This is a genomic window from Streptomyces sp. NPDC060027 (assembly GCF_042737005.1).
Classification (GTDB): Bacteria; Actinomycetota; Actinomycetes; order Streptomycetales; family Streptomycetaceae; genus Streptomyces.
Genome location: NZ_JBHWVI010000093.1, coordinates 1 through 24,165 on the forward strand (window position 1 = coordinate 1; position 24,165 = coordinate 24,165).

At 71.9% G+C, this 24,165-nt stretch carries 25 protein-coding genes; 16 read left to right on the plus strand and 9 right to left on the minus strand.

Translation table 11 applies throughout. The annotated features are described in order from the left end of the window. The first annotated feature begins 51 nt into the window (after window positions 1-51). Window positions 52-831: a potassium channel family protein gene (locus ACFWBT_RS22795; RefSeq protein ID WP_385703192.1), complete on the plus strand. Its 780-nt coding sequence runs from the start codon at window positions 52-54 to the stop codon at window positions 829-831. A 192-nt stretch (window positions 832-1,023) separates the two neighbouring features. Here ACFWBT_RS22795 and ACFWBT_RS22800 read toward each other — a convergent pair whose 3' ends face one another. Together ACFWBT_RS22800 and ACFWBT_RS22805 are read right to left on the minus strand one after the other, a co-directional pair. After that, window positions 1,024-1,326, minus strand: coding sequence for a small hydrophobic protein (locus ACFWBT_RS22800; protein WP_351538789.1), 303 nt, complete (start codon window positions 1,324-1,326; stop codon window positions 1,024-1,026). Window positions 1,327-1,572: 246 nt separating this feature from the next. After that, the gene (locus tag ACFWBT_RS22805; RefSeq protein WP_385703196.1) at window positions 1,573-3,195 is read right to left on the minus strand and encodes an MFS transporter; all 1,623 of its coding nucleotides are present in this window, start codon (window positions 3,193-3,195) and stop codon (window positions 1,573-1,575) included. Between the two features lie 131 nt (window positions 3,196-3,326). Here ACFWBT_RS22805 and ACFWBT_RS22810 point away from each other — a divergent pair, with 131 nt between their 5' ends. The 3 genes from ACFWBT_RS22810 to ACFWBT_RS22820 all read left to right on the plus strand — a co-directional run bounded on the left by ACFWBT_RS22810 (window position 3,327) and on the right by ACFWBT_RS22820 (window position 6,496). Further along, entirely contained in the window at window positions 3,327-4,007 is a 681-nt protein-coding gene (locus tag ACFWBT_RS22810) for a TetR family transcriptional regulator (protein WP_385703198.1), read from the plus strand. Window positions 4,008-4,357: 350 nt separating this feature from the next. After that, window positions 4,358-5,566, plus strand: a complete 1,209-nt coding sequence (locus ACFWBT_RS22815; RefSeq protein ID WP_385703201.1) for an alpha/beta hydrolase — start codon at window positions 4,358-4,360, stop codon at window positions 5,564-5,566. 75 nt (window positions 5,567-5,641) lie between these two features. Then, a complete protein-coding gene (locus ACFWBT_RS22820; RefSeq protein ID WP_385703205.1) occupies window positions 5,642-6,496 on the plus strand; it encodes a DUF4429 domain-containing protein in 855 nt (284 codons plus the stop codon). 60 nt (window positions 6,497-6,556) lie between these two features. Here the strand turns inward: ACFWBT_RS22820 and ACFWBT_RS22825 are convergent, their stop codons facing one another. Beyond that, window positions 6,557-7,036, minus strand: a complete 480-nt coding sequence (locus ACFWBT_RS22825) for a MerR family transcriptional regulator (RefSeq protein ID WP_385703207.1) — start codon at window positions 7,034-7,036, stop codon at window positions 6,557-6,559. Window positions 7,037-7,132: 96 nt separating this feature from the next. Here ACFWBT_RS22825 and ACFWBT_RS22830 point away from each other — a divergent pair, with 96 nt between their 5' ends. Together ACFWBT_RS22830 and ACFWBT_RS22835 are read left to right on the plus strand one after the other, a co-directional pair. Beyond that, window positions 7,133-7,603 (plus strand): GNAT family N-acetyltransferase, encoded by a 471-nt coding sequence (locus tag ACFWBT_RS22830; RefSeq protein WP_385703210.1) that lies wholly within the window; start codon window positions 7,133-7,135, stop codon window positions 7,601-7,603. Between the two features lie 19 nt (window positions 7,604-7,622). Beyond that, window positions 7,623-8,444 carry a serine hydrolase domain-containing protein gene (locus tag ACFWBT_RS22835; protein ID WP_385703212.1) on the plus strand — a complete coding sequence of 274 codons (822 nt, stop codon included), beginning with the start codon at window positions 7,623-7,625 and terminating at the stop codon, window positions 8,442-8,444. A gap of 27 nt (window positions 8,445-8,471) precedes the next feature. On the opposite strand, the gene ACFWBT_RS22840 is transcribed toward ACFWBT_RS22835, so the two are convergent. After that, window positions 8,472-9,293 (minus strand): NAD(P)H-binding protein, encoded by an 822-nt coding sequence (locus ACFWBT_RS22840; protein ID WP_385703214.1) that lies wholly within the window; start codon window positions 9,291-9,293, stop codon window positions 8,472-8,474. Between the two features lie 107 nt (window positions 9,294-9,400). Here ACFWBT_RS22840 and ACFWBT_RS22845 point away from each other — a divergent pair, with 107 nt between their 5' ends. Further along, entirely contained in the window at window positions 9,401-9,994 is a 594-nt protein-coding gene (locus ACFWBT_RS22845; protein ID WP_385703217.1) for a TetR/AcrR family transcriptional regulator, read from the plus strand. A 26-nt stretch (window positions 9,995-10,020) separates the two neighbouring features. Here the strand turns inward: ACFWBT_RS22845 and ACFWBT_RS22850 are convergent, their stop codons facing one another. Further along, entirely contained in the window at window positions 10,021-10,677 is a 657-nt protein-coding gene (locus tag ACFWBT_RS22850; protein ID WP_385703258.1) for a pirin family protein, read from the minus strand. A 95-nt stretch (window positions 10,678-10,772) separates the two neighbouring features. On the opposite strand from ACFWBT_RS22850, the gene ACFWBT_RS22855 reads away from it, so the two are divergent. From ACFWBT_RS22855 to ACFWBT_RS22875, 5 genes are all read left to right on the plus strand, one after another. Next, window positions 10,773-11,978 (plus strand): PucR family transcriptional regulator, encoded by a 1,206-nt coding sequence (locus ACFWBT_RS22855; RefSeq protein ID WP_385703218.1) that lies wholly within the window; start codon window positions 10,773-10,775, stop codon window positions 11,976-11,978. An 89-nt stretch (window positions 11,979-12,067) separates the two neighbouring features. Continuing rightward, on the plus strand, window positions 12,068-12,985 hold the full coding sequence (locus ACFWBT_RS22860; RefSeq protein ID WP_385703221.1) for an ACP S-malonyltransferase: 918 nt from the start codon (window positions 12,068-12,070) through the stop codon (window positions 12,983-12,985). Between the two features lie 13 nt (window positions 12,986-12,998). Then, window positions 12,999-14,030 carry a ketoacyl-ACP synthase III gene (locus tag ACFWBT_RS22865; protein WP_385703224.1) on the plus strand — a complete coding sequence of 344 codons (1,032 nt, stop codon included), beginning with the start codon at window positions 12,999-13,001 and terminating at the stop codon, window positions 14,028-14,030. A 74-nt stretch (window positions 14,031-14,104) separates the two neighbouring features. Then, the gene (locus ACFWBT_RS22870) at window positions 14,105-14,353 is read left to right on the plus strand and encodes an acyl carrier protein (RefSeq protein ID WP_103548676.1); all 249 of its coding nucleotides are present in this window, start codon (window positions 14,105-14,107) and stop codon (window positions 14,351-14,353) included. A gap of 127 nt (window positions 14,354-14,480) precedes the next feature. After that, window positions 14,481-15,752, plus strand: a complete 1,272-nt coding sequence (locus tag ACFWBT_RS22875; RefSeq protein ID WP_385703227.1) for a beta-ketoacyl-[acyl-carrier-protein] synthase family protein — start codon at window positions 14,481-14,483, stop codon at window positions 15,750-15,752. Window positions 15,753-15,853: 101 nt separating this feature from the next. On the opposite strand, the gene ACFWBT_RS22880 is transcribed toward ACFWBT_RS22875, so the two are convergent. After that, on the minus strand, window positions 15,854-16,348 hold the full coding sequence (locus tag ACFWBT_RS22880) for a DUF3145 domain-containing protein (protein ID WP_261702513.1): 495 nt from the start codon (window positions 16,346-16,348) through the stop codon (window positions 15,854-15,856). A 308-nt stretch (window positions 16,349-16,656) separates the two neighbouring features. On the opposite strand from ACFWBT_RS22880, the gene ACFWBT_RS22885 reads away from it, so the two are divergent. Together ACFWBT_RS22885 and ACFWBT_RS22890 are read left to right on the plus strand one after the other, a co-directional pair. After that, window positions 16,657-17,556, plus strand: coding sequence for an SGNH/GDSL hydrolase family protein (locus ACFWBT_RS22885; RefSeq protein WP_385703230.1), 900 nt, complete (start codon window positions 16,657-16,659; stop codon window positions 17,554-17,556). Window positions 17,557-17,566: 10 nt separating this feature from the next. Then, window positions 17,567-18,541: an aldose epimerase family protein gene (locus tag ACFWBT_RS22890; protein ID WP_385703233.1), complete on the plus strand. Its 975-nt coding sequence runs from the start codon at window positions 17,567-17,569 to the stop codon at window positions 18,539-18,541. Between the two features lie 112 nt (window positions 18,542-18,653). On the opposite strand, the gene ACFWBT_RS22895 is transcribed toward ACFWBT_RS22890, so the two are convergent. Further along, a complete protein-coding gene (locus ACFWBT_RS22895) occupies window positions 18,654-21,113 on the minus strand; it encodes a beta-glucosidase (RefSeq protein ID WP_385703236.1) in 2,460 nt (819 codons plus the stop codon). Between the two features lie 102 nt (window positions 21,114-21,215). Between ACFWBT_RS22895 and ACFWBT_RS22900 the strand changes: the two genes are divergently transcribed. Further along, a complete protein-coding gene (locus ACFWBT_RS22900) occupies window positions 21,216-21,791 on the plus strand; it encodes a TetR/AcrR family transcriptional regulator (RefSeq protein WP_385703238.1) in 576 nt (191 codons plus the stop codon). A gap of 33 nt (window positions 21,792-21,824) precedes the next feature. On the opposite strand, the gene ACFWBT_RS22905 is transcribed toward ACFWBT_RS22900, so the two are convergent. Together ACFWBT_RS22905 and ACFWBT_RS22910 are read right to left on the minus strand one after the other, a co-directional pair. Then, window positions 21,825-22,220 carry a RidA family protein gene (locus tag ACFWBT_RS22905; RefSeq protein ID WP_385703241.1) on the minus strand — a complete coding sequence of 132 codons (396 nt, stop codon included), beginning with the start codon at window positions 22,218-22,220 and terminating at the stop codon, window positions 21,825-21,827. An 8-nt stretch (window positions 22,221-22,228) separates the two neighbouring features. Beyond that, complete coding sequence (locus ACFWBT_RS22910) at window positions 22,229-23,041, minus strand: NAD(P)-dependent oxidoreductase (protein WP_385703243.1); 813 nt, start codon at window positions 23,039-23,041, stop codon at window positions 22,229-22,231. A gap of 58 nt (window positions 23,042-23,099) precedes the next feature. On the opposite strand from ACFWBT_RS22910, the gene ACFWBT_RS22915 reads away from it, so the two are divergent. After that, entirely contained in the window at window positions 23,100-24,113 is a 1,014-nt protein-coding gene (locus ACFWBT_RS22915; RefSeq protein ID WP_385703245.1) for a LysR family transcriptional regulator, read from the plus strand. The last annotated feature ends 52 nt before the right edge of the window (window positions 24,114-24,165 follow it).

Sequence of the window (24,165 nt, forward strand, 5' to 3'; positions counted from 1 at the left end):
GGCCATGGGCCCGCCGCCCCCGCTCCTCTTTTTTCTTCCTACGATGCGGGCATGAAGGAAGAATCGGCACAGGACCGCTGGGAACGGCGCACCCAGCGGCCCCTGCTCGTCCTCGCGGTGGCGTTCGCCCTCGCGTACGCCGTGCCGATCGTGGACAGCGGCGCCGGCCGTTCGGTGGCGGGCGTCTGCACGGTCGTGGAGTGGGTGGTGTGGGGGGCCTTCGCCGCCGACTACCTCGTCCGGCTCGCCCTCGCCCGGCAGCGGCGGGACTTCGTCCGCACGCACTGGCTCGACCTGTGCGCCGTCATCCTGCCGATCCTTCAGCCGCTGCGGCTGCTGCGGCTGGTCTCCACGCTGATGCTGGTGGGGCGGCGCGCACGGATGGCCTCGCAGATCCGGCTGACGACCTACGTCGGGGGCGCGGTCATCGGCCTGCTGATGTTCGGCTCGCTCGCCGTGCTGTCGGTGGAACGGGACTCACCGAACGGGAACATCAAGACGCTGGGTGACGCGGTGTGGTGGTCGTTCACGACGATGACGACCGTGGGGTACGGGGATCACGCCCCGACCACGGGGATGGGCCGTGTGCTGGCGGTCGGCCTGATGCTCTCCGGGATCGCCCTGCTCGGTGTGGTCACCGCGAACATCGCCGCCTGGTTCATCTCCCGGTTCGAGAAGGACGACGTGGAGGAGCGGCGGCAGACGGCGGCGATCGAGGCGCTCGCGGAGGAGGTGCGGGCGCTGCGGGCGGAGGTCGCCGCCCTGACGGGCGGCCCGGGAATGCTGCCGCATCCGCTGTCGGCGGGGACGGAGGAGCACTCCCCCACGTAGATCCCGGGGGACACATGGACCTGGGGGCCTCGGGACCTGGGGACCCGTTGACCTGGGACCTGGGACCTGGGACCTGGGACCTGTGAACGGTGGACCTGTGAACGGTGGAACGCCCCCGTACGGACCAGTGGGCCCGCACGCCGCTCGGGGCGGCACGCGGGCCCACTGTCGCCATCCGCTGCCCGGCCGGTGTCAGAGCAGGCCGTTGCCCGCGCCGCCGGCCAGCCAGATGACCGCCAGGAGCGTGTCGATCGCTCCCAGCACCAGGGCTATCAAGGCCGGCACCGGCCCGGAGCCGGTCCAGCGGCGGCCCATCGCGAGCCAGCCGCAGACCATCGCGGCCGGCCCGAGCACGATGCCCAGCGTGAAGAAGCCGGCCACCGCGCACACGACGCCGACGATGCCCAGGGTCGCGCTGTCCGGCCCGGTCCGTGCGCCTGTACGGCCACGTGAACGGGGGTGCCTGCGCGTACCGTTTCCGAAGCCCGCCATCATCAACTCCTGAACTCCCGTGACCTCGCGGTCGGTTCGGGTCGATGAGTCGGGTACCCCCGTTCCACGCCTCCAGGCCTGCGCACGCGCGGTCCCCCTCCGGCGGCGCGCCCCAGAACCGGTCACCCTCCAGGCCTTACGGAGGACGTGACCCCCTGCGACCTGCGACGCGTCCGAACGGGGGAATTCCCGGCCCGATCACTCCGATGGGCGAAAACTCCCCAGGGAAGGTCCGGGCCGGCGCGTCCGTCAGATGTGTCCGGCGCCCGCTCCCGCGGCCTCCGCGTTCTCGCCCCGCTTGGTGAGCAGCGCGACGAAGACGGCCACGACGGCGACCCCCGCGGCCACCAGGCAGGCGAGGCTCATGCCGGAGATGAAGGTGTCGTGGGCGACGTCGGTGATCTGCGCGGCGATGGCGGGCGGGGTGTCCTTGGTGACCGGCGCGACGCCGCCCCGGACCGCCTCGGAGGCCTGGTCCAGCTGGGCCGGGGTGAGCGGCGGCAGCTTGGCGTCGGCCCAGTTGCCCGCGAGGTCGTTGTCGACCTTGGAGGCCATGACGGCACCCAGCACGGCCGTGCCGAGGCTGCCGCCGATCTGCATGGCGGCCTGCTGGAGACCGCCGGCGACACCGGAGAGCTCCATCGGCGCGTTGCCCACGATGACCTCGGTGGCTCCGACCATGACCGGCGCGAGTCCGAGGCCGAGGCCCGCGAACCAGATCGACATGACCAGGCTGCTCGTGTCCGTGGCCAGCGTGGACATGCCGTACATGGAGATCGCGGTGAGCGCCATGCCGCCCGCCAGCGGGATGCGCGGGCCCACCTTGGTGATCAGGACGCCGGCCAGCGGCGAGCCCACGATCATCATTCCGGTGAGCGGCAGCAGGTGCAGACCGGCGTCGACCGGGCTCATCCCGTGCACGTTCTGAAGGTAGAAGGTGACGAAGAACAGTCCGCCGAGGAAGGCGATGGCCATCAGGACCATCAGGACCACACCGGCCGACAGCGGCACGGAGCGGAACAGCGCGAGCGGGATCAGCGGTTCCGCGACCCGCTTCTCCCAGAGGGCGAAGAGCGCGAAGCCGAGGACCGAGGCACCGAGGAAGGACCAGGTCAGAACATCGCCCCAGCCCCAGGCCGGGGCCTTGATGAGCGCCCAGACCAGGCAGAACATGGCGCCGGAGAGCAGCGCGATGCCGAGGAGGTCGAAGGAGCGCGGGGCGTTCGCCGAACGGTGGTCGGTGAGGATCAGCGCGCCGAGGACCAGCGCGATGACGCCGACGGGCACGTTGATGAAGAACACCGACTGCCAGCTGACGTGCTGGACGAGCAGACCGCCGAGGATCGGGCCGCCCGCGGTGGAGGCGCCGATGACCATGCCCCAGATGCCGATCGCCATGTTCAGCTTCTCGGCCGGGAAGGTGGCACGGAGCAGGCCGAGCGCGGCAGGCATCAGCAGCGCGCCGAACAGGCCCTGGAAGACGCGGAAGGTGACGACCAGGGCGATGCTGCTGGAGAAGCCGATCGCGCCGGAGGCCGCGGCGAAGCCGACGACGCCGATGAGGAAGGTCTGCCGGTGGCCGAACCGGTCTCCGAGCTTGCCCGCGGTGATCAGGGTGACCGCGAGGGCGAGGAAGTAGCCGTTGGTGATCCACTGGACGTCGGCGAAGCTGGCGCCGAGGTCCTCCTTGATGGCGGGGTTGGCGATGGCCACGATGGTGCCGTCGAGGGCCACCATCATGACCCCGACGGCCACGGTGATGAGGGTGAACCACGGATGGCCGCGCAGGCCCGTGGACGGGGCCTGGTCCGACGGGGAGACCGGAGTCTTGTCCCCCGGGCCCGTCTTGTCGATGGTGGTCTGACTAGTCATGTTTTCGAGGCTAGTGACAGCCACTGACAATTGACAAACCGATTCACAAGTCGGTAACTGTCACGTCACTCACGGATAGGCTGAACTGGGCGAACGGTTCGCCGAGGAGAGATCACGACACGATGACGGACATGGTCGGCACGACGGAGACGGCGGAGACGGCGGAGACGGAGGCGCCACGCCCCGGGCTGCGCGAGCGCAAGAAGCAGCGCACCCGGGACGCGCTGCTGCGGGCCGCCCTCGAACTGTTCACCACCCAGGGGTACGAGCACACCACCGTCGACGAGATCGCCGACGCGGTCGACGTCTCCCAGCGCACCTTCTTCCGCTACTTCGCGGGCAAGGAGGACGCGGCCCTCTTCCTCCAGCGGCTCGCCGAGTCGCACTTCGTCGCCGCGGTGCGCGAAAGACCGCCCCACGAAGCCCCCTTGGAGGCCCTGCGCCGTGCGGTCCTGGAGAGCTGGGACACCATCGGCGAGGCGATCGAGGCGGTCGTGCCGATCGAACTGCACATGCGCACCTACCAGTTGATCGAGTCGACACCCGCGCTGCTCGCCGTCCATCTGCGCCGCTCGGAGGAGATCGAGGAGGAGATCGCCCGGCTGATCGCGGAGCGTGAGGGCCTCGATGTGGACGAGGACCCGCGGCCGCGCATCGCGGTCGCCGTGTTCGGCGGGGTGATGCGGGTGACGGGCCGCCTGTGGGGCGCCGGCGAGGACACCAGCGTGGAGGCGATCCGTGAGCTGACCGCCACCTATCTCGACCATGTGGGGCCCGCGTTGGCGGAGAAGTGGGGCACCGCGCCGCGGTGACACCCGGTGACGCTCCGTCGCCGTCACGGCGCGGACCGGATCATGACCGCCGGCCCACCGCCCTTCGCCGGCCTCGCGCGACACCCGCAGGCGTCCGCGTGCGGAACCCGGGACCCCCTCGCGAACGTTGCACGGATGACGTGCGCACGAGATCTCCGCGGAATCCCCGCAACCACACAACGCCCCCACGCGGAGCGGCACATATCGCACACGCGTCGCAGAGATCCGCGTACAGAGCGTCACTATTTATCTCAAACTGAACCCGGTTTGCCCCAATCGCCCCACGAGAAACGTGATCCCCATCACTCGTTTGACGGGAGGCTCGTCACTTCTCCTAGGGTGTCCTCTCAGTGACTTCCTTCGACACAGCCCCCCAACTCAACGTCTGGCGCGCACTGCTCGCGCTGGCCGTGGTGTTCGTGATGCTGGCCACCAGTGGCTGGACCGCACTCCACAGTCACCGAGCGGCTTCTCCGCTCCAGGCGTCCCGCTCCGCGTGGGAGCACGGCAGCATCGCCGGACAGCGGCTTCCGGACCCGGACTCCGCGCCGGACCGGCTGGCCCACTTCTTCACCACGCTCGACGCCCCGCAGCTCGCCCGGCTCGCCCACCGCTACCCGCTCGCGGTCGGCAACATGAACGGGGCGCCGGTGACCTTGCGTTACGAGGCGAACCGCCTCGCGCTGAAGCACGAGCGCAAGGTCGAGCACAAGCGCATGCACGACAACCGGCTCTCCTCGCTCGGCAAGCACGACGCGGGCCGCCGGATGCACCGCTACGAGGCACTGCTGCACAAGAGCCGCAAGATCCTCGCCTTCGACCCCAACGGCTCGGGGCGGGTCGCCGAGGTCTTCGGCAACCTCGACAAGGCGGACCGCGTCTCGGTCGTGGTGCCCGGCGTGGACACCGATCTGCTCACCTTCCAGCGCACGTACAGGAAGTACTCGGCACCCGCCGGCATGGCGGGTTCGCTGTACCGGGCGGAGCGCGCGGCCGACCCGGGTACGCGCACGGCCGTGATCGCGTGGGCCGACTACACGGCGCCCAACGGTCTGGGCATCGACGCGGCCACCGCCATGCGCGCCGAGGACGGCGCGGTACGGCTGAACGCGCTGGTGCGGGCGCTGCCGGGGACCACGGAGGTGGCGCTGTACTGCCACAGCTACGGCTCGGTCCTGTGCGGGGTGGCCGCCCGCTCGCTGCCCTCCCGGGTCTCCGACATAGCCGTGGCGGGCAGCCCCGGCATGCGGACGGGGAAGGCGGCGAACCTGCACACCAGCGCCCGGGTCTGGGCGATGCGCGACGCGGACGACTGGATCCAGGACGTGCCGTACATGGAGGTCGGCGGCCTCGGGCACGGAGCGGACCCGGTGTCGAAGGGGTTCGGGGCGCGCGTCCTGTCCGCCGACGGGGCGAAGGGACATGCCGGCTACTTCGAGCCGGGTACGGACAGTCTCCGCAACTTCGCGGAGATCGGCATTGGCGCGTACCGCGCGGTCCAGTGCGCGCACGATGATGACGCGTGCCGGACGGGTTTGTCCGCCGGCGCGTCGGTCTGACGCGCGTAGAGGACGAAAAACTGCGGTCCGCCCGGAGAGGCGACGGAGGCTTGCGTGCCGCATACGATGGCCCGCATGGGTGACGTACTGGCCGGATTTCATGCCGCCTGGGAGTTCGAGTCCGACTCCGTGCTCATCCGCTTCGAACGGGGGATCCGTACGCCGAAGCTGTTCCAGGCGCTCGGCGAACGCCGTATCCCCCTGGAGGCGATCGCGGCGGTGACGCTGACGCCCGGGAAGCGAGGCACGGTCGTACTGCGTGCGGTGCCGAGGCCCGGCGCCGATCCGCTGATGGAGGCGGCCGCGGGACAGCTCAAGGAAGGGTGCGACCCCTACCGTCTGGTGCTGCCCGCCGAGCGCGAGACGCTCGCCGAGTACTACGCGGACGAACTGCGCGGACAGCTCACCGCGGACGACGAGCCCGCCGAGCGCTATCTCGTGAGACCTCCCGAGGTTCCCCTGCACTTCAAGGCGTACGACGGGAAGGCCTCCTTCGACGGCAAGGCCGTGTCCTTCCGGTGGTTCTGGACGGGCGCGTCCTCGGCGAAGTGGAAGGCCGGCGACCAGAGCTTCCCGGTCTCCGCGCTGTGCGGGGTCGAGTGGCGCTCACCGGAGGTGTTCGAGGGCCATCTGCGACTGCTGCGGCGGGACCCCGCGCCGGCGCAGCCCGCCCAGGCGGACCAGGATCCGGCGGCGGTCGTCTTCGGGCTCGGGTACGGGCCCGTCCACGAGTCGCTGCCGTTCGCGGCCGCCGTCCTCGCCGCCACGCGCTCCGCCGGTCCCGTGCCGTCGGCAGCGTCCTCGGCGCCGCGCCGGGACCCGGCCGACATCGCCGACCGGATCCGGCATCTCGGGGAGCTGCACGAGGCGGGGCTCGTCACGGACGAGGAGTTCTCCGTCAAGAAGGCGGAGCTGCTGGCCCAGCTGTAGCCGCGGGGCCGGCGCGGTCCGGCGCCGCTCCGTCCCGGTCCGCGATCCCGCTGTCCCTCGTCAGGACCTCTCCGAGGCGAGGGCGCGCCCCGCGTCCCCGTAGAAGCTGATCTTCCGGTCGAGCACGGCGAGCGTGTCCTGGAGCTCCGCGATCCGGGCCTTCACGTCCCGCCGGGTCTCCTCCAGGAGTTCGTAGCGCTCCCGGTAGGTGTGGTCGCCCGCGCGCACCATCTCCGCGTAGCGCACCATGTCGGCGACGGGCATCCCGGTGAGCCGGAGCTTGCCGACGAGGCCGAGCCAGTCCAGGTCGCGGTTGCTGTAGCGGCGCTGGCCGGTGTGCGAGCGGTCGATGTGCGGCATCAGCCCGATGCGCTCGTACCAGCGCAGGGTGTGCGCGCTGAGGCCGGTGAAGGCGACGACCTCGCTGATCGTGTAGTTGTCCCGGCCGTCAGGGCGCCGCTCCCTCTCGGGAGGACCGGCGCAGGCGTCGGCCCCGGTCGCGGTCCCGGTGGCCTCGGCTGTGGTCTCCATCACCGTCATGGCCCCCACGCTAAAACCTTCGAGTGCACTCCAAGCAAGCGGAACCCGTCGAAAATGCGAGGACGTGGCCCGGACGCGGTGGCTACCGTGCGGATCATGAGTCTCGTACGCCGCGCCACGCCCGAGGACGCCGGGGAAGTACTGCGCCTGCGCCAGATCATGATCGACTCGGTCTTCGACGGCGGCGGCTCCGCCGCGTGGCACGCCGCGTCGCTGCCCACCGTACGGGGGAAGCTCGCCGACGCCGAGGGGTCCTTCGTCGCCTTCGTGGTCGACCATCCGGACCGTCCGGAGGCTCTCGCGGCCCTGGTCGCCGGGACCATCGAGTACCGGATCGGACGGGCGGACAACCCGCACGGCGCGGTCGGACACGTCTTCAGCGTCGCCACCGATCCGGACGCCCGGCGCCGCGGCTACGCCCGCGCCTGCATGGAGGCCCTGCTCGACTGGTTCCGCGAGCGGGGTGTCGCCCACGTCGACCTCAACGCGTCCGCCGAGGCCGAGCCGCTCTACGCGGCCCTCGGGTTCGTCCGCAAGCCGGACCCCTCGATGCGGCTGAGCCTGTGAGGCATCTAGGCTCGACAGCATGTCCTTGCAGAGCCTGGCGCTGATCTCGAACTGGCCCGTTCCCACCGCCGCCGCCGCGGTCGTCCGCGCGGACGGCACGGTGGCCGGCTCGCACGGGCCGGGGCAGCACCGATTCGCGCTCGCCTCCGTCACCAAACCGCTCACCGCGTACGCCGCGCTCGTCGCGTACGAGGAGGGGGCGATCGAGCTCGACGAACCGGCCGGGCCCACCGGTTCGACGGTCCGTCATCTGCTCGCGCACACCTCCGGTCTGGCCTTCGACGAGCACCGGGCGACCTTCACGCCCGGGGAGCGGCGGCTGTACTCCAACGCCGGCTTCGAGGTGCTCGGGGACCACATCGCCAAGGCGGCGGACATGCCCTTCGCGGTGTATCTGCGCCAGGCGGTCCTCGAACCGCTCGGCATGGCCTCGACGACGCTGGACGGCTCGCCCGCGAGGGACGGTGTCTCGACGGTGGACGACCTCGTCCGGTTCGCCGCCGAGCTCCAGGCGCCACGGCTGCTCGACCCGCGTACCGTCGCGGAGGCGATGACCGTCCAGTACCCCGGGACCAAGGGCGTCCTGCCGGGGTACGGCCACCAGAACCCCAACGACTGGGGACTCGGCTTCGAGATCCGCGACTCCAAGTCCCCCCACTGGACCGGCGGTTCGTCCTCCCCGCGGACCTTCGGCCACTTCGGGCAGTCCGGTACGTTCCTGTGGGTGGACCCGGTCGTGGGCGCCGCCTGTGTCGCGCTGACCGACCGGGCCTTCGGCCCCTGGGCCATCGAGGCGTGGACCCCCTTCACCGACGCGGTACTGGCCGACCTCACCTCCTGACGACGGCCGACGGCGCTTCGCGGGCGCTCAGCGGAACGCCGCCGCGTTGCGCCGCGCCCAGGCCGCGAAGGTGCCCGGCGCCCGTCCGAGGACGCGCTCCACGTCGGGGCTGACCCGCCGCTCCTCCTCGGTCGGCTCGCCCAGGACCGCGAGGGTGCCCTCGACCACGGGCAGCGGCATGAAGCGCGCCATGAGGGCGTGCGCCTCCTCGCGGGTCTGCTCGGTGAAGCGCACCGGTTCGCCCAGCGCGGCGCCGATCGCCGCGGCCCGTTCGCGCGGGGTGGTCGGCGCGGGACCGGTCAGGGTGTGGGTGGCCCCGGTGTGCGTGTCCTCACGCAGGGCGGCCGCCGCGACGGCCGCGACGTCCTCGGGGTCGACGAACGGCAGGCCGACATCACCGAACGGCGCGGCGGCCTCGCGCCGGGCGCGGATCGACTCGGCCCACGCGAAGGCGTTGGACGCCATTCCGCCCGACCGTAGGATCGTCCAGTCCAGTCCTGACTCCTGTACGGCCGTCTCGAAACGGACCGGGTGTCCGTAGGCCTCGGGGCGGGTCCCCGCGCCCTGTGAGGACAGCAGCACCACCCGGCGGATCCCGGCGGTCTTCGCCGCCTCCAGGACCCCCCGCGGGTCCTCGCCCGCGACCAGCAGGAACAGTGCCTCGGCGCCCTCGAACGCGGGCCCGAGCCCGGCCGGTTCGGCCAGGTCGGCGGCGACGGCCCGGACACCTTCGGGCACATCGCCCTCGGTGATCCTCCGGGCCACCGCCGTCACCGGCAGTCCGGCTCCGGTGAGCGTCCGCACCAGCGCGCGTCCGACGTTCCCGGTCGCACCCGTCACTACATACATGGGGATCTCCTCGACTACTTCTCGACGACAAGTTAGTAAGTCAGCTGACTTACTTCGATGAGCCGGACGCTAGCAAGGCGGGACACCGGTTGTCTATAGTCAGTCGGGTGACTGACTCAGAGAAGTCCCCGGGACCGCGGGCCCGAGCGGCCGGCAAGCGGCGGCAGCTGACGGCGGCCGCGGCCCGGGTGCTGCACGAGCAGGGCGTGGAACGCACGACGATCGCCGACATCGCCCACGCCGCCGAGGTCCCGGCGGGCAACGTGTACTACTACTTCAAGACCAAGGACGAGCTGGTCGAGGCCGCCCTCGCCGAGCACTCCGGCCGGCTCCGGGAACTCACCGACGCCCTCGACCGGCTCCCCGACCCGCGGGCTCGCCTCAAGGGGCTCATCGAGGCATGGGTCTCCGGGCGGGACACCGCGGCGCGCTACGGCTGCCCCACCGGCACCCTCGCGGCGGAGCTCGGCAAGCGGGAGGAGGGCGGCCTCGACCTCACGGCGGGACGGGTCGTCCGCCAGCTGCTCGACTGGGTCGAACAGCAGTACAGGGAGATCGGTGCCGCCGACCCCGGGGGCCGCGCTCTGGCGCTCGTCGGCGCCTACCAGGGCATGTCCCTGCTCTCCCAGGCCCTGCGCGACCCGGAGATCATGACCCGCGAGGGAGAGCGGCTGATCCGCGAGCTCGACGCGTCCGCGTAGGCGGTGGTCCGGACGGCACCCCGGTGTCAGCCGACCGCCATCTCCCACACGAGCAGCTCGGCGGGAGCGCCCGCGACCACCTCCAGGTCCTTGGCGTCCGTGATGCGGGCCGCGTCGCCCTCCCCCAGCTCCTCACCGTCCAGGCGGACCTCGCCGCGCACGACATGGACGTAGACGAAGGGCGCGTCGGGGACGGCCGTGCGCTCGCCCGCCGTCAGCCGGCGCAGATGGAGCATGGCACCCGCCTCGGGGACGGCGTACGGGGTGGAGTCGGCGATGCCGTGGACGGTCTCGTACGCGGGGTCGCCGCCCGGTTCCCGCGGTGCCAGCCACATCTGGACGAAGACCAGCGGCAGCTCGCCGTCGTTGCGCTCGGCGTGCCGGACGCCGCCCGCGGAGCTCAGCCGCTGGACATCGCCGTGGCGCAGCACCGACTCGTGTCCGGCCGAGTCGCGATGGGTCAGCTCCCCTTCCACCACCCAGGTGACGATCTCGGTGTGGCTGTGCGGGTGCTCGTCGAAGCCGGCGCCGGGGGCGAGCCGCTCCTCGTTGCAGGCGATCACCGCGCCGAAGCGGAGATTGTCGGGGTCGTAGTGCGGGCCGAAGGAAAAGGCGTGGAGCGAGGAGATCCCGGCCGCCGGGTCCCCTCCGCGGTAGCGCTCGTCGGCGCGGCGGACGTCCATCACATCCACCACGGTAGCCCCGGCCCGGCGACCGCCCCGCCCTTACTTGCGACCCGCCGCCGCACGGCTCCGTCCTGATAAGGCAGTCTTGTCCCGTGCCCGAACCCGAATCCAGCAACACCGAGCGCCCTGCGCACGACGTCCACACGCACTCCGCGACCCTCAAGCGGCTGGAGAAGTCGGCCGGCACGCTCGCCGCCCAGGCCATCACGCGGATGGACGAGACGCTGCCGTGGTACCGGGCCATGCCTCCGGAGAACCGGTCGTGGATCGGTCTGGTCGCCCAGGCCGGTATCGCCGCCTTCACCGAGTGGTTCCGGCACCCGGACGCGCCGCAGGCCATCTCCACCGATGTCTTCGGCACCGCGCCACGCGAGCTGACCAGGGCCATCACGCTGCGCCAGACGGTGGAGATGGTGCGGACCACAATCGAGGTCATGGAATCGGCCATCGACGAGGTGGCGGCTCCCGGAGACGAGTCCGTGCTGCGCGAGGCGCTCCTGGTCTACGCCCGCGAGATCGCCTTCGCCACCGCTCAGGTGTACGCGCAGGCGGCGGAGGCACGCGGTGCCTGGGACGCCCGGCTCGAATCGCTCGTCGTGAACGCGGTGCTCTCCGGCGAGGCCGACGAGGGCGCCGTCTCCCGGGCCGCCGCGCTCGGCTGGAACTCGCCCGACCATGTCTGCGTGGTGCTGGGCACGGCACCCGACGGGGACAGCGAACTGACGGTCGAGGCGATCCGGCGGGCCGCCCGGCACGCCAAGCTTCAGGTGCTGACGGGGGTGCTCGGGGACCGGCTGGTCGTCATCGCGGGCGGCAGCGACAACCCCCTCGCCGTCGCCAAGTCACTGATCGGTCCGTACGCCGCCGGATCCGTCGTCGCCGGGCCGATCGTGCCCGATCTGCTCGCCGCGACCCGGTCCGCGCAGGCCGCGGCGGCCGGACTGAAAGCGTGTTTCGCCTGGCAGGACGCCCCGCGCCCGGTCCTGGCGGACGATCTGCTGCCGGAGCGCGCGATCGCCGGAGACCCGTCCGCCCGCGAGCAGTTGGTGGAGGAGATCTACAGACCGCTGGAAGAAGCCGGCTCCGCGCTCCTGGAGACGCTCAGCGTCTATCTGGAGCAGGCGAGCAGCCTCGAAGGCGCCGCCCGGATGCTCTTCGTCCATCCCAACACCGTGCGCTACCGGCTCCGACGTGTGACTGACGTCACCGGCTGGTCGCCCTCGGATGTACGATCCGCGTTCACCCTGCGGATCGCGCTCATCCTGGGGCGTCTGGCCGATGGAGATCCCCAAACCTAGGCTTTTGTCGGGGACCTACAATTCCCCCTCGTGTTCTTCGTCCCTGTCCCCACGGGCGGCCGTGGCCGTCCACAAGAGAGAGTGTGAGAGTGCTCGTACTCGTCGCTCCCGGCCAGGGCGCTCAGACGCCCGGCTTCCTGACTCCTTGGCTCGACCTCCCCGGCGCCGCCGAACGCCTCGCCGCGTGGTCGGACGCCATCGGGCTGGACCTTGCCCACTACGGCACGCAGGCCGACGCGGACGCGATCCGCGACACGGCTGTCGCCCAGCCGCTCCTGGTCGCCGCCGGCCTCCTGTCCGCCGCGGCACTCGGTGACGTGACCCCCGGTGCCGTCGCCGGCCACAGCGTCGGCGAGATCACCGCCGCCGCGTTCGCGGGCGTGCTCGACGACACCGCCGCGCTGACCCTCGTACGCAAGCGGGGCCTGGCGATGGCCGAGGCCGCCGCCATCACGCGGACCGGTATGTCGGCGCTGCTCGGCGGGGACCCCGAGACGACGGTCGCGCACCTGGAGAAGCTGGGACTGACCCCGGCCAACGTGAACGGCGCGGGCCAGATCGTGGCCGCCGGCACGCTGGAGCAGCTGGCCGCCCTGGAGGCCGACAAGCCCGAGGGCGTCCGGCGCGTCGTGGCCCTGAAGGTGGCGGGCGCGTTCCACACCGTCCACATGGCCCCCGCGGTCGAGGCGCTGGCGAAGGCCGCCGAGGACCTGAGTCCGGCGGACCCGCGGGTCACATACGTCTCGAACCGCGACGGCCAGGCCGTCGGCTCCGGTGCCGAGGTCGTCTCGCGCCTGGTCGGCCAGGTCGCCAACCCGGTCCGCTGGGACCTGTGCATGGAGACCTTCAAGGAGCTCGGCGCGACCGCGCTGATCGAGGTGTGCCCCGGCGGCACGCTGACCGGTCTGGCCAAGCGCGCGCTGCCCGGCGTCACGACGCTGGCCCTGAAGACACCCGACGACCTCGACGCGGCTCGCGAGCTCATCGCCGAGCACAGCGCGGCCTAAGGAGCCCGAGAGCATGTCGAAGATCAAGGCACCCAAGGGCGCCCCGTTCGCGCGCATCCTCGGCGTCGGCGGCTACCGCCCCGTCAGGGTGGTGCCCAACGAAGTGATCCTGGAGACGATCGACTCGTCCGACGAGTGGATCCGCTCGCGCTCCGGCATCGAGACGCGGCACTGGGCCTCCGACGAGGAGACCGTCGCCGCGATGTCGATCGAGGCGTCCGGCAAGGCCATCGCCGACGCCGGGATCAACGCCGACCAGATCGGCGCCGTGGTGGTCTCCACCGTGTCGCACTTCAGCCAGACCCCGGCCATCGCCACCGAGATCGCCGACAAGCTCGGCACGAACAAGGCCGCGGCCTTCGACATCTCGGCCGGCTGCGCGGGCTTCGGCTACGGCCTGACCCTCGCCAAGGGCATGATCGTCGAGGGTTCGGCCGAGTACGTCCTCGTCATCGGCGTGGAACGGCTGTCCGACCTCACCGACCTGGAGGACCGCGCGACGGCCTTCCTGTTCGGCGACGGCGCGGGCGCGGTCGTCGTGGGTCCCTCCGAGGAGCCGCACATCGGCCCCACCGTCTGGGGCAGCGAGGGCGACAAGGCCGGCACGATCAAGCAGACCGTGCCGTGGGACCGCTTCAGGATCGGCGACGTCTCCCAGCTCCCGCTCGACTCCAAGGGCGAGATCAAGTTCCCTGCCATCACGCAGGAGGGCCAGGCGGTGTTCCGCTGGGCCGTGTTCGAGATGGCGAAGGTCGCCCAGCAGGCGCTGGACGCGGCCGGGATCAGCTCGGACGACCTGGATGTCTTCATTCCCCATCAGGCCAACGAGCGGATCATCGACTCGATGGTGAAGACGCTGAAACTGCCGGGACACGTCACGGTCGCGCGTGACGTGCGCACCACCGGCAACACCTCGGCCGCCTCGATCCCGCTCGCAATGGAGCGGCTCCTGGCGACCGGTGCGGCGAAGAGCGGCGACACCGCGCTCGTCATCGGCTTCGGGGCGGGTCTCGTGTACGCCGCGACGGTCGTTACCCTCCCCTAGGCACTCCGTACCGGATCACCCGGTCCGTACGGAAACCGCCACCCCTCTGGAAACACACCGAAGGAGCGCCTGACATGGCCGCCACTCAGGAAGAGATCGTCGAAGGTCTCGCCGAGATCGTCAACGAGATCGCCGGGATCCCCACCGAGGACGTCCAGCTGGACAAGTCCTTCACCGACGACCTGGACGTCGACTCGCTGTCCATGGTCGAGGTCGTCGTCGCCGCCGAAGAGCGCTTCGACGTCAAGATCCCGGACGACGACGTCAAGAACCTCAAGACGGTCGGCGACGCCACCGCCTACATCCTCAAGCACCAGGCCTGATCTTCCGGTCACCTGGGCCGACCGTCCGGGTTCGCCGGGGCCCCGTGCCCTGGTTCACCCGGTCTGATGCCCCGCCACCCGGCGGTGGCGCCGCTGAATCCTCGTATCCGTTGGAGAAAGAATTCCCGTGAGCCCGACCAATCGCACCGTGGTCGTCACCGGTATCGGCGCAACCACACCGCTGGGTGGCGACGCAGCCTCTACCTGGGAGGGCCTGATCGCCGGACGTTCCGGCGTACGCCCCCTGGAGCAGGACTGGGCCGCCGACCAGGCGGTCCGTATCGCGGCGCAGATCGCCGTGGAGCCGGGCGAGGTCATTCCCCGCCCGCAGGCCCGTCGCCTGGACCGCTCGGCGCAGTTCGCGCTGATCGCGGCCAAGGAGGCCTGGGCGAACGCCGGTTTCACCGACAAGGCGGGCGAGGACCCGAGCGTCGACCCCGACCGGCTGGGCACCGTCATCGCCTCCGGTATCGGTGGCGTAACGACTCTGCTCGACCAGTACGACGTGCTGAAGGAGAAGGGCGTACGCCGTGTCTCCCCGCACACCGTTCCGATGCTGATGCCGAACGGTCCGTCCGCCAACGTGGGGCTCGCCGTGGGCGCCCGCGCCGGTGTGCACACGCCGGTCTCGGCCTGCGCCTCCGGCGCCGAGGCCATCGGCTACGCCATCGAGATGATCCGCACGGGCCGCGCCGACGTCGTCGTCGCCGGTGGCACCGAGGCGGCCATCCACCCCCTTCCCATCGCCGCGTTCGGCAACATGATGGCGATGTCCAAGAACAACGACGACCCGCAGGGTGCCTCGCGCCCCTACGACATCGCCCGCGACGGCTTCGTCCTCGGCGAGGGCGCCGGCGTCGTCGTCCTGGAGTCCGCCGAGCACGCCGCCAAGCGCGGTGCCCGGGTGTACGCCGAGGCGGTCGGCCAGGGCATCTCGGCGGACGCGCACGACATCGTGCAGCCGGAGCCCGAGGGCCGCGGCATCTCGCACGCCCTGCAGAACCTGCTCGACAACACCGACCTGGACCCCGCCGAGATCGTGCACGTGAACGCGCACGCCACCTCGACGCCGGCCGGTGACGTGGCCGAGCTGAAGGCGCTGCGCAAGGTGTTCGGCGACGAGGCCGACCACTTCGCGGTCTCCGCCACCAAGTCGATGACCGGTCACCTCCTCGGTGGCGCCGGCGGCGTCGAGTCGGTCGCGGCCGTGCTCGCCCTGTACCACCGGCTCGCGCCGCCGACCATCAACGTCGAGAACCTCGACCCCGAGGCCGAGGCCGCCGCCGACATCGTCCGCGGCGAGGCGCGCAAGCTGCCCGTCGAGGGCCGGATCGCCGCGCTGAACGACTCGTTCGGCTTCGGTGGGCACAACGTGGTCCTGGCGTTCCGGTCGGTCTGAGCGACCGCCGTACGCACGTGAAGGGCCCCCACCGGACGGTGGGGGCCCTCTGCGTGTGCCCACTGCGGGTGCCCTCCGCGTGCGCCGAGGCGGGCGGGGTGTCACACCACCTGGTGCAGCCAGCGGACCGGGGCGCCCTCGCCCGCGTAGCGGAAGGGCTCCAGTTCGTCGTCCCAGGGCTTGCCGAGAAGCTTGGCGAGGTCGGCCTCCAGGTCGCTCTCGCCGCGCTGGGAGCGCAGGAGCGCGGCGCGCAGGCGGTCCTCGGGGATGAGGATGTCGCCGTGGATGCCGGTGACCGCGTGGAAGATGCCGAGTTCGGGGGTGCAGCTGTAGCGCTCGCCCTCGGCGGTGGGGCAGGGCTCGGCGGTGACCTCGAAGCGCAGCAGGTGCCAGCCGCGCAGCGCGGAGGCGAGCTTGGAGGCGGTTCCGACCTCGCCCTTCCAGGAGAACTCGGATCTCCAGGTGCCCGGCGCGGCGGGCTGCCGGATCCAGTCGAGGTTGACGCGCGTGCCGAGCACCCCCGCGACCGCCCATTCGACGTGCGGGCACAACGCGCGGGGCGCGGAGTGCACGTAGAGAACTCCACGTGTCGTCACTGGGGCCTCCGGACAGAGCGAGACATCTTGTAACTTAGCGGAACGGCAGTGGCAGGGCGGCCACGGGGCGAGGCTACCGTGCGGCGGCGCAAGGAGTGTGACGTACCGTCGGTCCAAGCGCCGTGAACCTCCGAGGTTTCACCCGGCGGGACGCGTCCGGACTCCCTTGCCGGGAGTCCGGGGTCGCCCCCCGGGCAGAGACGGCCGCCCAGGGAAACGCGGTGCGACCGACCGTGTACGACGTGGTGCGACCGACCGTGCGGGACGGGTGCCGACCAACCCTGTACAACGAACGAGGGGACCAGGGGATGCGGAATCGCAGCCACCGTTCACGGGCCGTCCTCGCCTTCGCGGCGGCGACGGCTCTTCTGGGCATCGCCGCGTGCGACGCCACCGGTGGCGATTCCTCCGCGCCGAGCGGCCCGGGACCGCGGCCGTCCCCGAAGCCCACGCCGGTCTGGGACCGCAGTCCGGAGTCCATGGCCGCGGTCGGCGACTCCATCACCCGCGGGTTCGACGCGTGCAGCGTGCTGTCCGACTGCCCCGAGGTGTCGTGGGCGACCGGCAGCGATCCGCAGGTCAACAGTCTCGCCGTACGCCTGCTCGGCGCGACCGGGGCGGCCGAGCGCAGTTGGAACTACGCGGTGACCGGCGCGCGGATGGCCGACCTGCCCGGTCAGATGGCGCAGGCGGCGACCCGGAAGCCGGAGCTGGTCACGGTGATGGCGGGGGCCAATGACGCCTGCCGCTCCTCCACGTCGGCGATGACCTCCGTCGAAGACTTCCGTACCGGGTTCCAGGACGCGATGGACACCCTGCGCGGCACACTGCCCAAGACCCAGGTGTACGTGTCGAGCGTGCCGGATCTGAAGCGGCTGTGGTCCGAGGGGCGCGGCAATCCGCTCGGCAAGCAGGTCTGGAAGTTGGGCATCTGCCCCTCGATGCTCGGCGACGCGGACTCGCTGGACTCGGCGGCGACGCTGCGGCGCGGAAAGGTGCAGGACCGGGTGGAGGCGTACAACCAGGTGCTCCGGGAGGTGTGCGCCAAGGACCGGCGCTGCCGCTTCGACGGGGGCGCGGTGTTCGACTACCGCTTCGGGACCGACCAGTTGAGCCACTGGGACTGGTTCCATCCGAGCAAGAACGGACAGGCGCGACTCGCGGAGATCGCCTACCGGACCGTCACCGCACGCAAACCGGTGACCTAGGGTTTCCCTCATGAGTGAACTTTTCGGCACACTTTCCGACGGCACCCCGGTCCACCGCTGGACGCTGGAGCGGTCCGGGGTCCGGGTGCGCGTACTCACGTACGGCGGGGTCGTGCAGTCGGCCGAGGTGCCGGACCGGGACGGGCGGGCCGTGGACGTGACGCTGGGCTTCCCCGATCTGGCGGGCTACACGGCGCATCCGGGGCCGTATCTCGGGGCGCTGGTGGGGCGGTACGCGAACCGGATCGGGGGTGCCCGCTTCTCGCTGGACGGATCGGCCCACCACCTGGACCCGAACGACGGGTCCAACTCGCTGCACGGCGGCGACGCCGGCTTCGACAAGCGCGTGTGGGACGCCGAGCCGGTCGAACACGGCGTGCGGCTCTCCCGGGTCAGCCCGGCCGGCGAGGAGGGCTTCCCGGGCCGTCTGGAGGTCTCGGCGACGTACACGCTCGACGAGCGGGGCGCGCTGCGCATCGCCTACGAGGCGGCCACCGACGCGCCGACCGTCCTGAACCTGACGAACCACACGTACTGGAACCTGAGCGGCTCGGGCAGTGCGCTGGGGCACGAACTCCGCCTCGACGCCTCGCGGTTGACGCGGGTGGCCGCGGACCTCATTCCGACCGGGGAGATCGACCCGGTCGAGGACACGCGCTTCGACTTCCGGGAACCCCGCAAGACCGGCGCGGGATACGACCACAACTACGTGCTCGACAAGGGGGTCACCGCCGCTCCCGTGGAGGTCGCCGAGCTGCACGATCCGGCGTCCGGGCGGGTGCTGACCGTGGCGACCACCGAACCCGGTCTCCAGCTCTACACCGCCGATCACCTGAGCGACCCCTTCGCCCCCAACGACGGCATCGCGCTGGAGACCCAGCACTTCCCCGACTCCCCCAACCGGCCGGAGTTCCCGAGCACGGAACTGCGGCCGGGCGACGTGTTCCGGTCGGAGACGGTGTACGGGTTCTCCGTGCGGGACTAGGGGCCGGGCGGCCGGTCCTCGTTCCGCGTGACGCGGGGCGGAGGAGGGAGAGGCGAGCCCCGGTCCGGAGGTCAGGTTCCGGACCGGGGCTGCTCGAGGGGGCGTACGCCGGTCACGCCTCGATGATCGTGCTCAGTCGACGGTCCGTGAGGGAACGGCCTGCCTGAATCTCGTACGAACCCTTCACAAACGCCCAGGCGCTCGCGGCGGTGTCCCAGACCTCGAAAGCGCGGCGCGGGAGTTCCACGACGGCCTCGACACTGTCGCCGGGCCCGGCCTCGACCCCCGCGAAAGCGGCGAGCGCGCGGACGGGCCGCTCGGCGTCGGGTTCCACCGGGGCGAGGTAGACCTGGACGACCTCACGCCCGGCGCGCTCCCCGGAGTTGCGGACGCGGACGGTGACGGTGCCGCCCTCGACCGCGATCGACTCGTAGGTCCACTCGGTGTAGCCGAGGCCGTGGCCGAAGGCGTACGAGGGGGTCCTGCCCTCCTTCTCCCAGGCGCGGTAGCCGATGAAGACGTCTTCGGTGTACGGGAGTTCGCCGTCGGCCGGGCGTACCCGGGTGACCGGGGCGTCGGCGAGGGAGCCCCAGGTGGTGGGGAGGCGGCCGCCCGGCTCGTGGGCACCGGTGAGGACGTCGGCGAGGGCGGCGCCGCCCTCCTGGCCGGGGAACCAGCTGAGGAGTACGGCGGCGACCTCGTCACGCCACGGGAGTTCCACCGGGGAGCCGGAGTTGACGACCACGACGGTGTTCGGGTTGGCGGCTGCGACGGCGTGCACCAGCTCGTCCTGCCGGCCCGGGAGCCGGAGGTCCGCCCGGTCGAAGCCCTCGGACTCGACGCGGTCGGTGGTGGCGACCACGACGACGGCGGTGTCGGCGGCGCGGGCCGCCTCGACGGCCTCGGCGATCAGCCCGTCCGGGTCGCGCACGGGCTCCTGGTGGGCGAGCGAGAAGCCGACGACCTTCATCGGGACGCCCTCGGGGACCGCGACGACGTGGGTGAGGGAGACCTCGACCGGTTCGCCCGCGGCGAGTTCGGCCTGGCCGCGGTGTACCGGGGCGCCGAAGAACGTCACGAAGGGGTCGTCCTTGTCGGCGCCCTGGACGTCGTCGAAGTACGTCGTGCCGTCGACGGTGAGGGTGAACGCGCCGAGGCCCTTGATCCCGAAGGTGTGCGGGCCGCTGTCGCGCGGGGTGAAGGTGCCGGTGAGCTCGACGGTGTGGAGGGTGCTGGGGGTGACTCCCTCGGGCAGGTCGTCGCCCATCCACTGGATCTGGCCGTTCGGGGCGGAGGCGGTGGCGATGATCTCGCCGGCGGCGTCGCGGCAGACCGCGCGCAGCTCGAACCCCTTGTCGGCGACGGGGAGTTCCACGGTCGGGTCGGCGCCGACGGCGTACGTCAGGCTGCCCTCGGGGAGGGCGGCGGTGAGTCCGTCGAGGGGCGAGACGATCCGGGCGGGGAAGACGGTGGCGGAGCCGCCGCCGAGGACGCGGGCGTCGCGGGCGGCGGAGCCGATGAGGGCCACCCGGTGCCCTTCGGCCAGTGGCAGGGCGCCTTCGTTGCGGACGAGGACGAAGCCGCGGCGGGCGATCTCGCGGGCCAGCGCCTCCCCGTCCACGGCCTGGGGCGGCTCGGTCACGACGGGCTCGGCGCCCTCCAGGACGCCGACGCGGGCGGCGAGGCGGAGCACCGTGCGGACGGCCGCGTCGACCGTGGCCTCCGCCACCTCGCCGGCGCGGACGGCGGCGGCGAGCGGTGCGCCGTAGACGGTGCTCGGGCCGGGCATGGCGACGTCGAGGCCGCCCTCGATCGCGGCCCTGGTCGAGCGGGCGGCCATCCAGTCGGAGACGTTGAAACCGTCGAAGCCCCATTCGCCGCGCAGGACCTCGTTCACGAGGTAGCGGTGCTCGGACATCGTCGTGCCGTTGACCGAGTTGTAGGCGGTCATGATGCCCCAGGGGTGGGCGTTCTCGACGATGGCCTCGAAGGGGGCCAGGTAGAGCTCGCGCAGGGCGCGTTCGGAGACGAGGTTGTTCACCGTGAAGCGGTCGGTCTCGGCGTCGTTGGCGACGAAGTGCTTGACGGTGGTGCCGACGCCGCCGGACTGCACGCCCCGGACGTAGCCGCTGCCGATCGCGCCGGTCAGGAGCGGGTCCTCGCTGTAGGCCTCGAAGTGACGGCCGCCGAGCGGCGAGCGGTGCAGGTTGACGGTGGGGGCGAGCAGGACGTGGACGCCCTTGCGGCGGGCCTCCTGGGCGAGGAGCGTGCCGGCGCGGCGGGCCAGGTCCGGGTCCCAGGTGGCGGCGAGCGCGGTGGGCGAGGGGAGGGCGACGGAGGGATCGTCGGCGGTCCAGTGGACGCCCCGGACGCCGATGGGCCCGTCGGACATGACAAGGGAACCCAGTCCGATCTCGGGGAGCGCGGGCAGCGTCCACATGTTCCGGCCGGACAACAGCCGGGCCTTCGCGTCCAGGCCGAGCCTGCCGAGGGCCGCCTCGACGACGGCCTCGCGGGCCGCTTCCGCCTCCGCGTTCGGGTCCTTGGCCGTCTCCACCGCAGTCTCCGCCATGGCGGCACCTCCTCGTTGAAAGCGTCGGTCTCCCCCATCCTGCATCGGCCACCTGTAGGGCGGTAGGTTTCGTGACTTCGCCGTTACAATGAGGGAGATCGGATGCCGTACGGTGACGCCATGGCGACCAGGACCAGGAGTGAGGAGCGACGCGCGGAGATCGTGCGCGCGGCGCTGGAGGTGATCGCCGAACGCGGCTACCGGGGCGCGAGTCTCGCCGCGGTCGCCGAGCGCGTGGGTCTCACCCAGCAGGGCCTGCTCCACCACTTCCCGACCAAGGAGGCCCTGCTCGTCGCCGTGCTCAAGGAGCGGGACCAGTGGGACGCCGTGCCGGACACCACCTGGCGGGCCGATCTGCTCGTCTCGCTGGTCGAGTACAACGCCATGCGGCCCGGCATCATCCAGACCTTCTCGGCGCTGCTCGGCGAGAGCGTCACGGAGGGGCACCCGGCGCGCGAGTTCTTCACCAGGCGCTACACGGCGGTGCGCGCGAACATGGCCTCGGTGCTGCGCGCCGAGTACGGGGAGCGGCTGCCGAGCGGCCTCACCCCGGAGCGGGCCGCCCCCCTGCTCGTCGCCGTGATGGACGGGCTCCAGTACCAATGGCTGCTGGACCCGGAGTCGGTGGACATGCCGGCCGCGTTCCGGGACTTCCTCACGCTGCTGGGCGAGCGCTGAGCGTCCTCGGGTTCCGGTCGGGCGCCGATCCCCTCAGGACTCCGGCCGGGCACTGACCGCCGCGACGACCTCCACCTCCACGAGGGCGTCCGGCTCGAACAGGCGCGAGACCTCGAAGGTCGTGCTGGTCGGTACGGTCCCGGTCAGGAACTCCCGGCGTACGGAGCCGTATTCGCCCAGCCTGTCGATGTCGGTCAGATACGTCCGGATGTTGATGACGTCGGCGAGGGTCGCCCCGTGCGCGTGGAGCAGCGCGGCGATGGTCTCGAAGACGCCGCGGCTCTGGGTGGCGAGGTCCGCGCCGTCCGCGACCTGACCGGAGAGGTACAGGAGGGCGCCGCCGCCGGGGAGTTCGACGCGGGCGACCTGGGAGTAGTAGGCGTTGGCGGGCTGCGGCGCGGAGGCCGGGTTGTCGAGTGTGATGCGCATGGCGCTCCTCAGGCCGGGTGGCGGATGTGGGTGACGGCTCGCGTGATGTCCGCGGCGGCCACGGCGGGGTCCTCGGCCGCGTTCCGGTAGTGCTCCAGCACCGCTTCCATGGCGGGAAGCCGGGCCGACCTCGTGGCGAGCGCGATGTCCTTCACGGCGAGCGAGGTGCCGAACTGCGCGCCCTCGGCGAAGGCGCGGCCGACGGCGCCGCCGAGGGGACCGTTCGCCAGCGCGGTGCGTGCGGTGTCCTCGTCCAGGCCGAGGGCGTCCGCGAGGACCAGTGCCTCGGCGACCAGGGCCACGCCGCCGAGGGCGGCGGCGTTGAGGACGAGTTTCAGCGCGGCGCCCGAGCCGGGCGGGCCGGTGCGGGTCACGGTCCCGAAGCGGGCGAGCACGTGCTCGACACCGGCGGCGTCGCCGCCCGCGAGAACGCCGAGCCGGCCGGCACCGGCCCTGTCGGTGCTGCCCATGACCGGTGCGTCGACCAGGGTCACCCCCTCCCCCAGCCGGGCGGCCAGTTCCTCGATCACGTCCGGGCCGACCGTCGACATCTCCACCCAGTGGGCGCCGGGGCGCAGGTGGGGCACGACAGCCTCGGCGACCGCGTGGAGAGCCGCGGGATCGGCGAGCATCGTGATCACCACGTCCGCGTCCCGCACCGCTCCGGCCGGCGAGGCGGCGAGCACGGCGCCCTCCGCGACGAGCGGCCGCGCCTTCGCGGGGGTGCGGTTCCACACCGTCAACGGGTGCTGTGCGCCGAGGAGTCGGCGGGCCATGGCAGCGCCCATGTGGCCGAGTCCGAGAAAGGCGATCTTTTCCATGAACGGGACGCTAGGCGCGGGGAATTGATGCGACAAGCGAATGTCTAGCATGTATGCCATGCCGAACCCGCATGATGAAGCCCTGCACGACGATGCCTCGCACCCCGCACCCCCGCACGACAGGACCCCGAAGGGCACGACCCCGCACGACACGGCTCCGTACGCCGCGCCCGATCTCTCCACCGTGTGGCTGCGTGTCCTCGTCGAGGTCGCGCGGCACGGTTCGTTCACCGTGGCCGCCCGGACGCTCGGGTGGACGCAGTCCGCGGTGTCACGGCAGATCTCCGCGCTGGAGGCGGCGCTCGGCGGAGCGCCGCTCTTCGACCGGCTGCCCCGGGGTGTGCGGCTGACGGAGGCCGGCCGGGTCCTCGTGCCGCACGCCGAGGCGGTGGTGGAGCGGCTGCGCGGGGCGGGACGCGAGCTGGCCGCGCTGCGGGAGGCCGCGGGCGGACGGTTGAGGGTGGGTTCCTTCGCCACGGCGGACGCGGCGCTGGTGCCACGGGCCATCGCGGCGTTCCGCGCCCGGCACCCCGCGGTCCGGCTCACCCGCCAGGAGGGGTTCACCCCCGTCCTGCTGGACGGGCTGACCGCCGACCGTCTCGATCTGGCGGTGGTCTCGACGACGGGCCGCGCCCCGCTGGACGCGTACACCCTGCACCACCTGCTCGACGAGTCCCTCTACGTCGCCGTCCCCGCCGCCCACCCCCTCGCGGCCGAGCCCTCCGTACGCCTGCCCCAACTCGCCGACGCGGACTGGATATCCGGCAGTCCCCGGCCCGAGGGCACCTTGCTCGACGCGGCCCTGCGGCACGGGTTCCGGCCACGGGTGGCGCACGTCGTCGCCGAGTGGACCGCGAAACAGGGGTACGTGGCCGCCGGGCTCGGAGTGACCCTGATCCCCGCGCTCGCCGCCGAGTCCGTACGCCCGGACATCGCGCTGCTGCCGGTGCTCGACGAGGAGGCGCCTGCCCGGGCGGTGTACGCGGCGACGGTGCGCGGGCGGTCTCTGACGCCGGCGGCGGAGGCGTTCCTGGCCGCGCTGCGGGAGTCGGCGGCGAGCATCCCCGTCTGACTGACCACCGGACGGAAGCCGGCGGACGAAGCCGCCTGCCGGGGCCCGGACA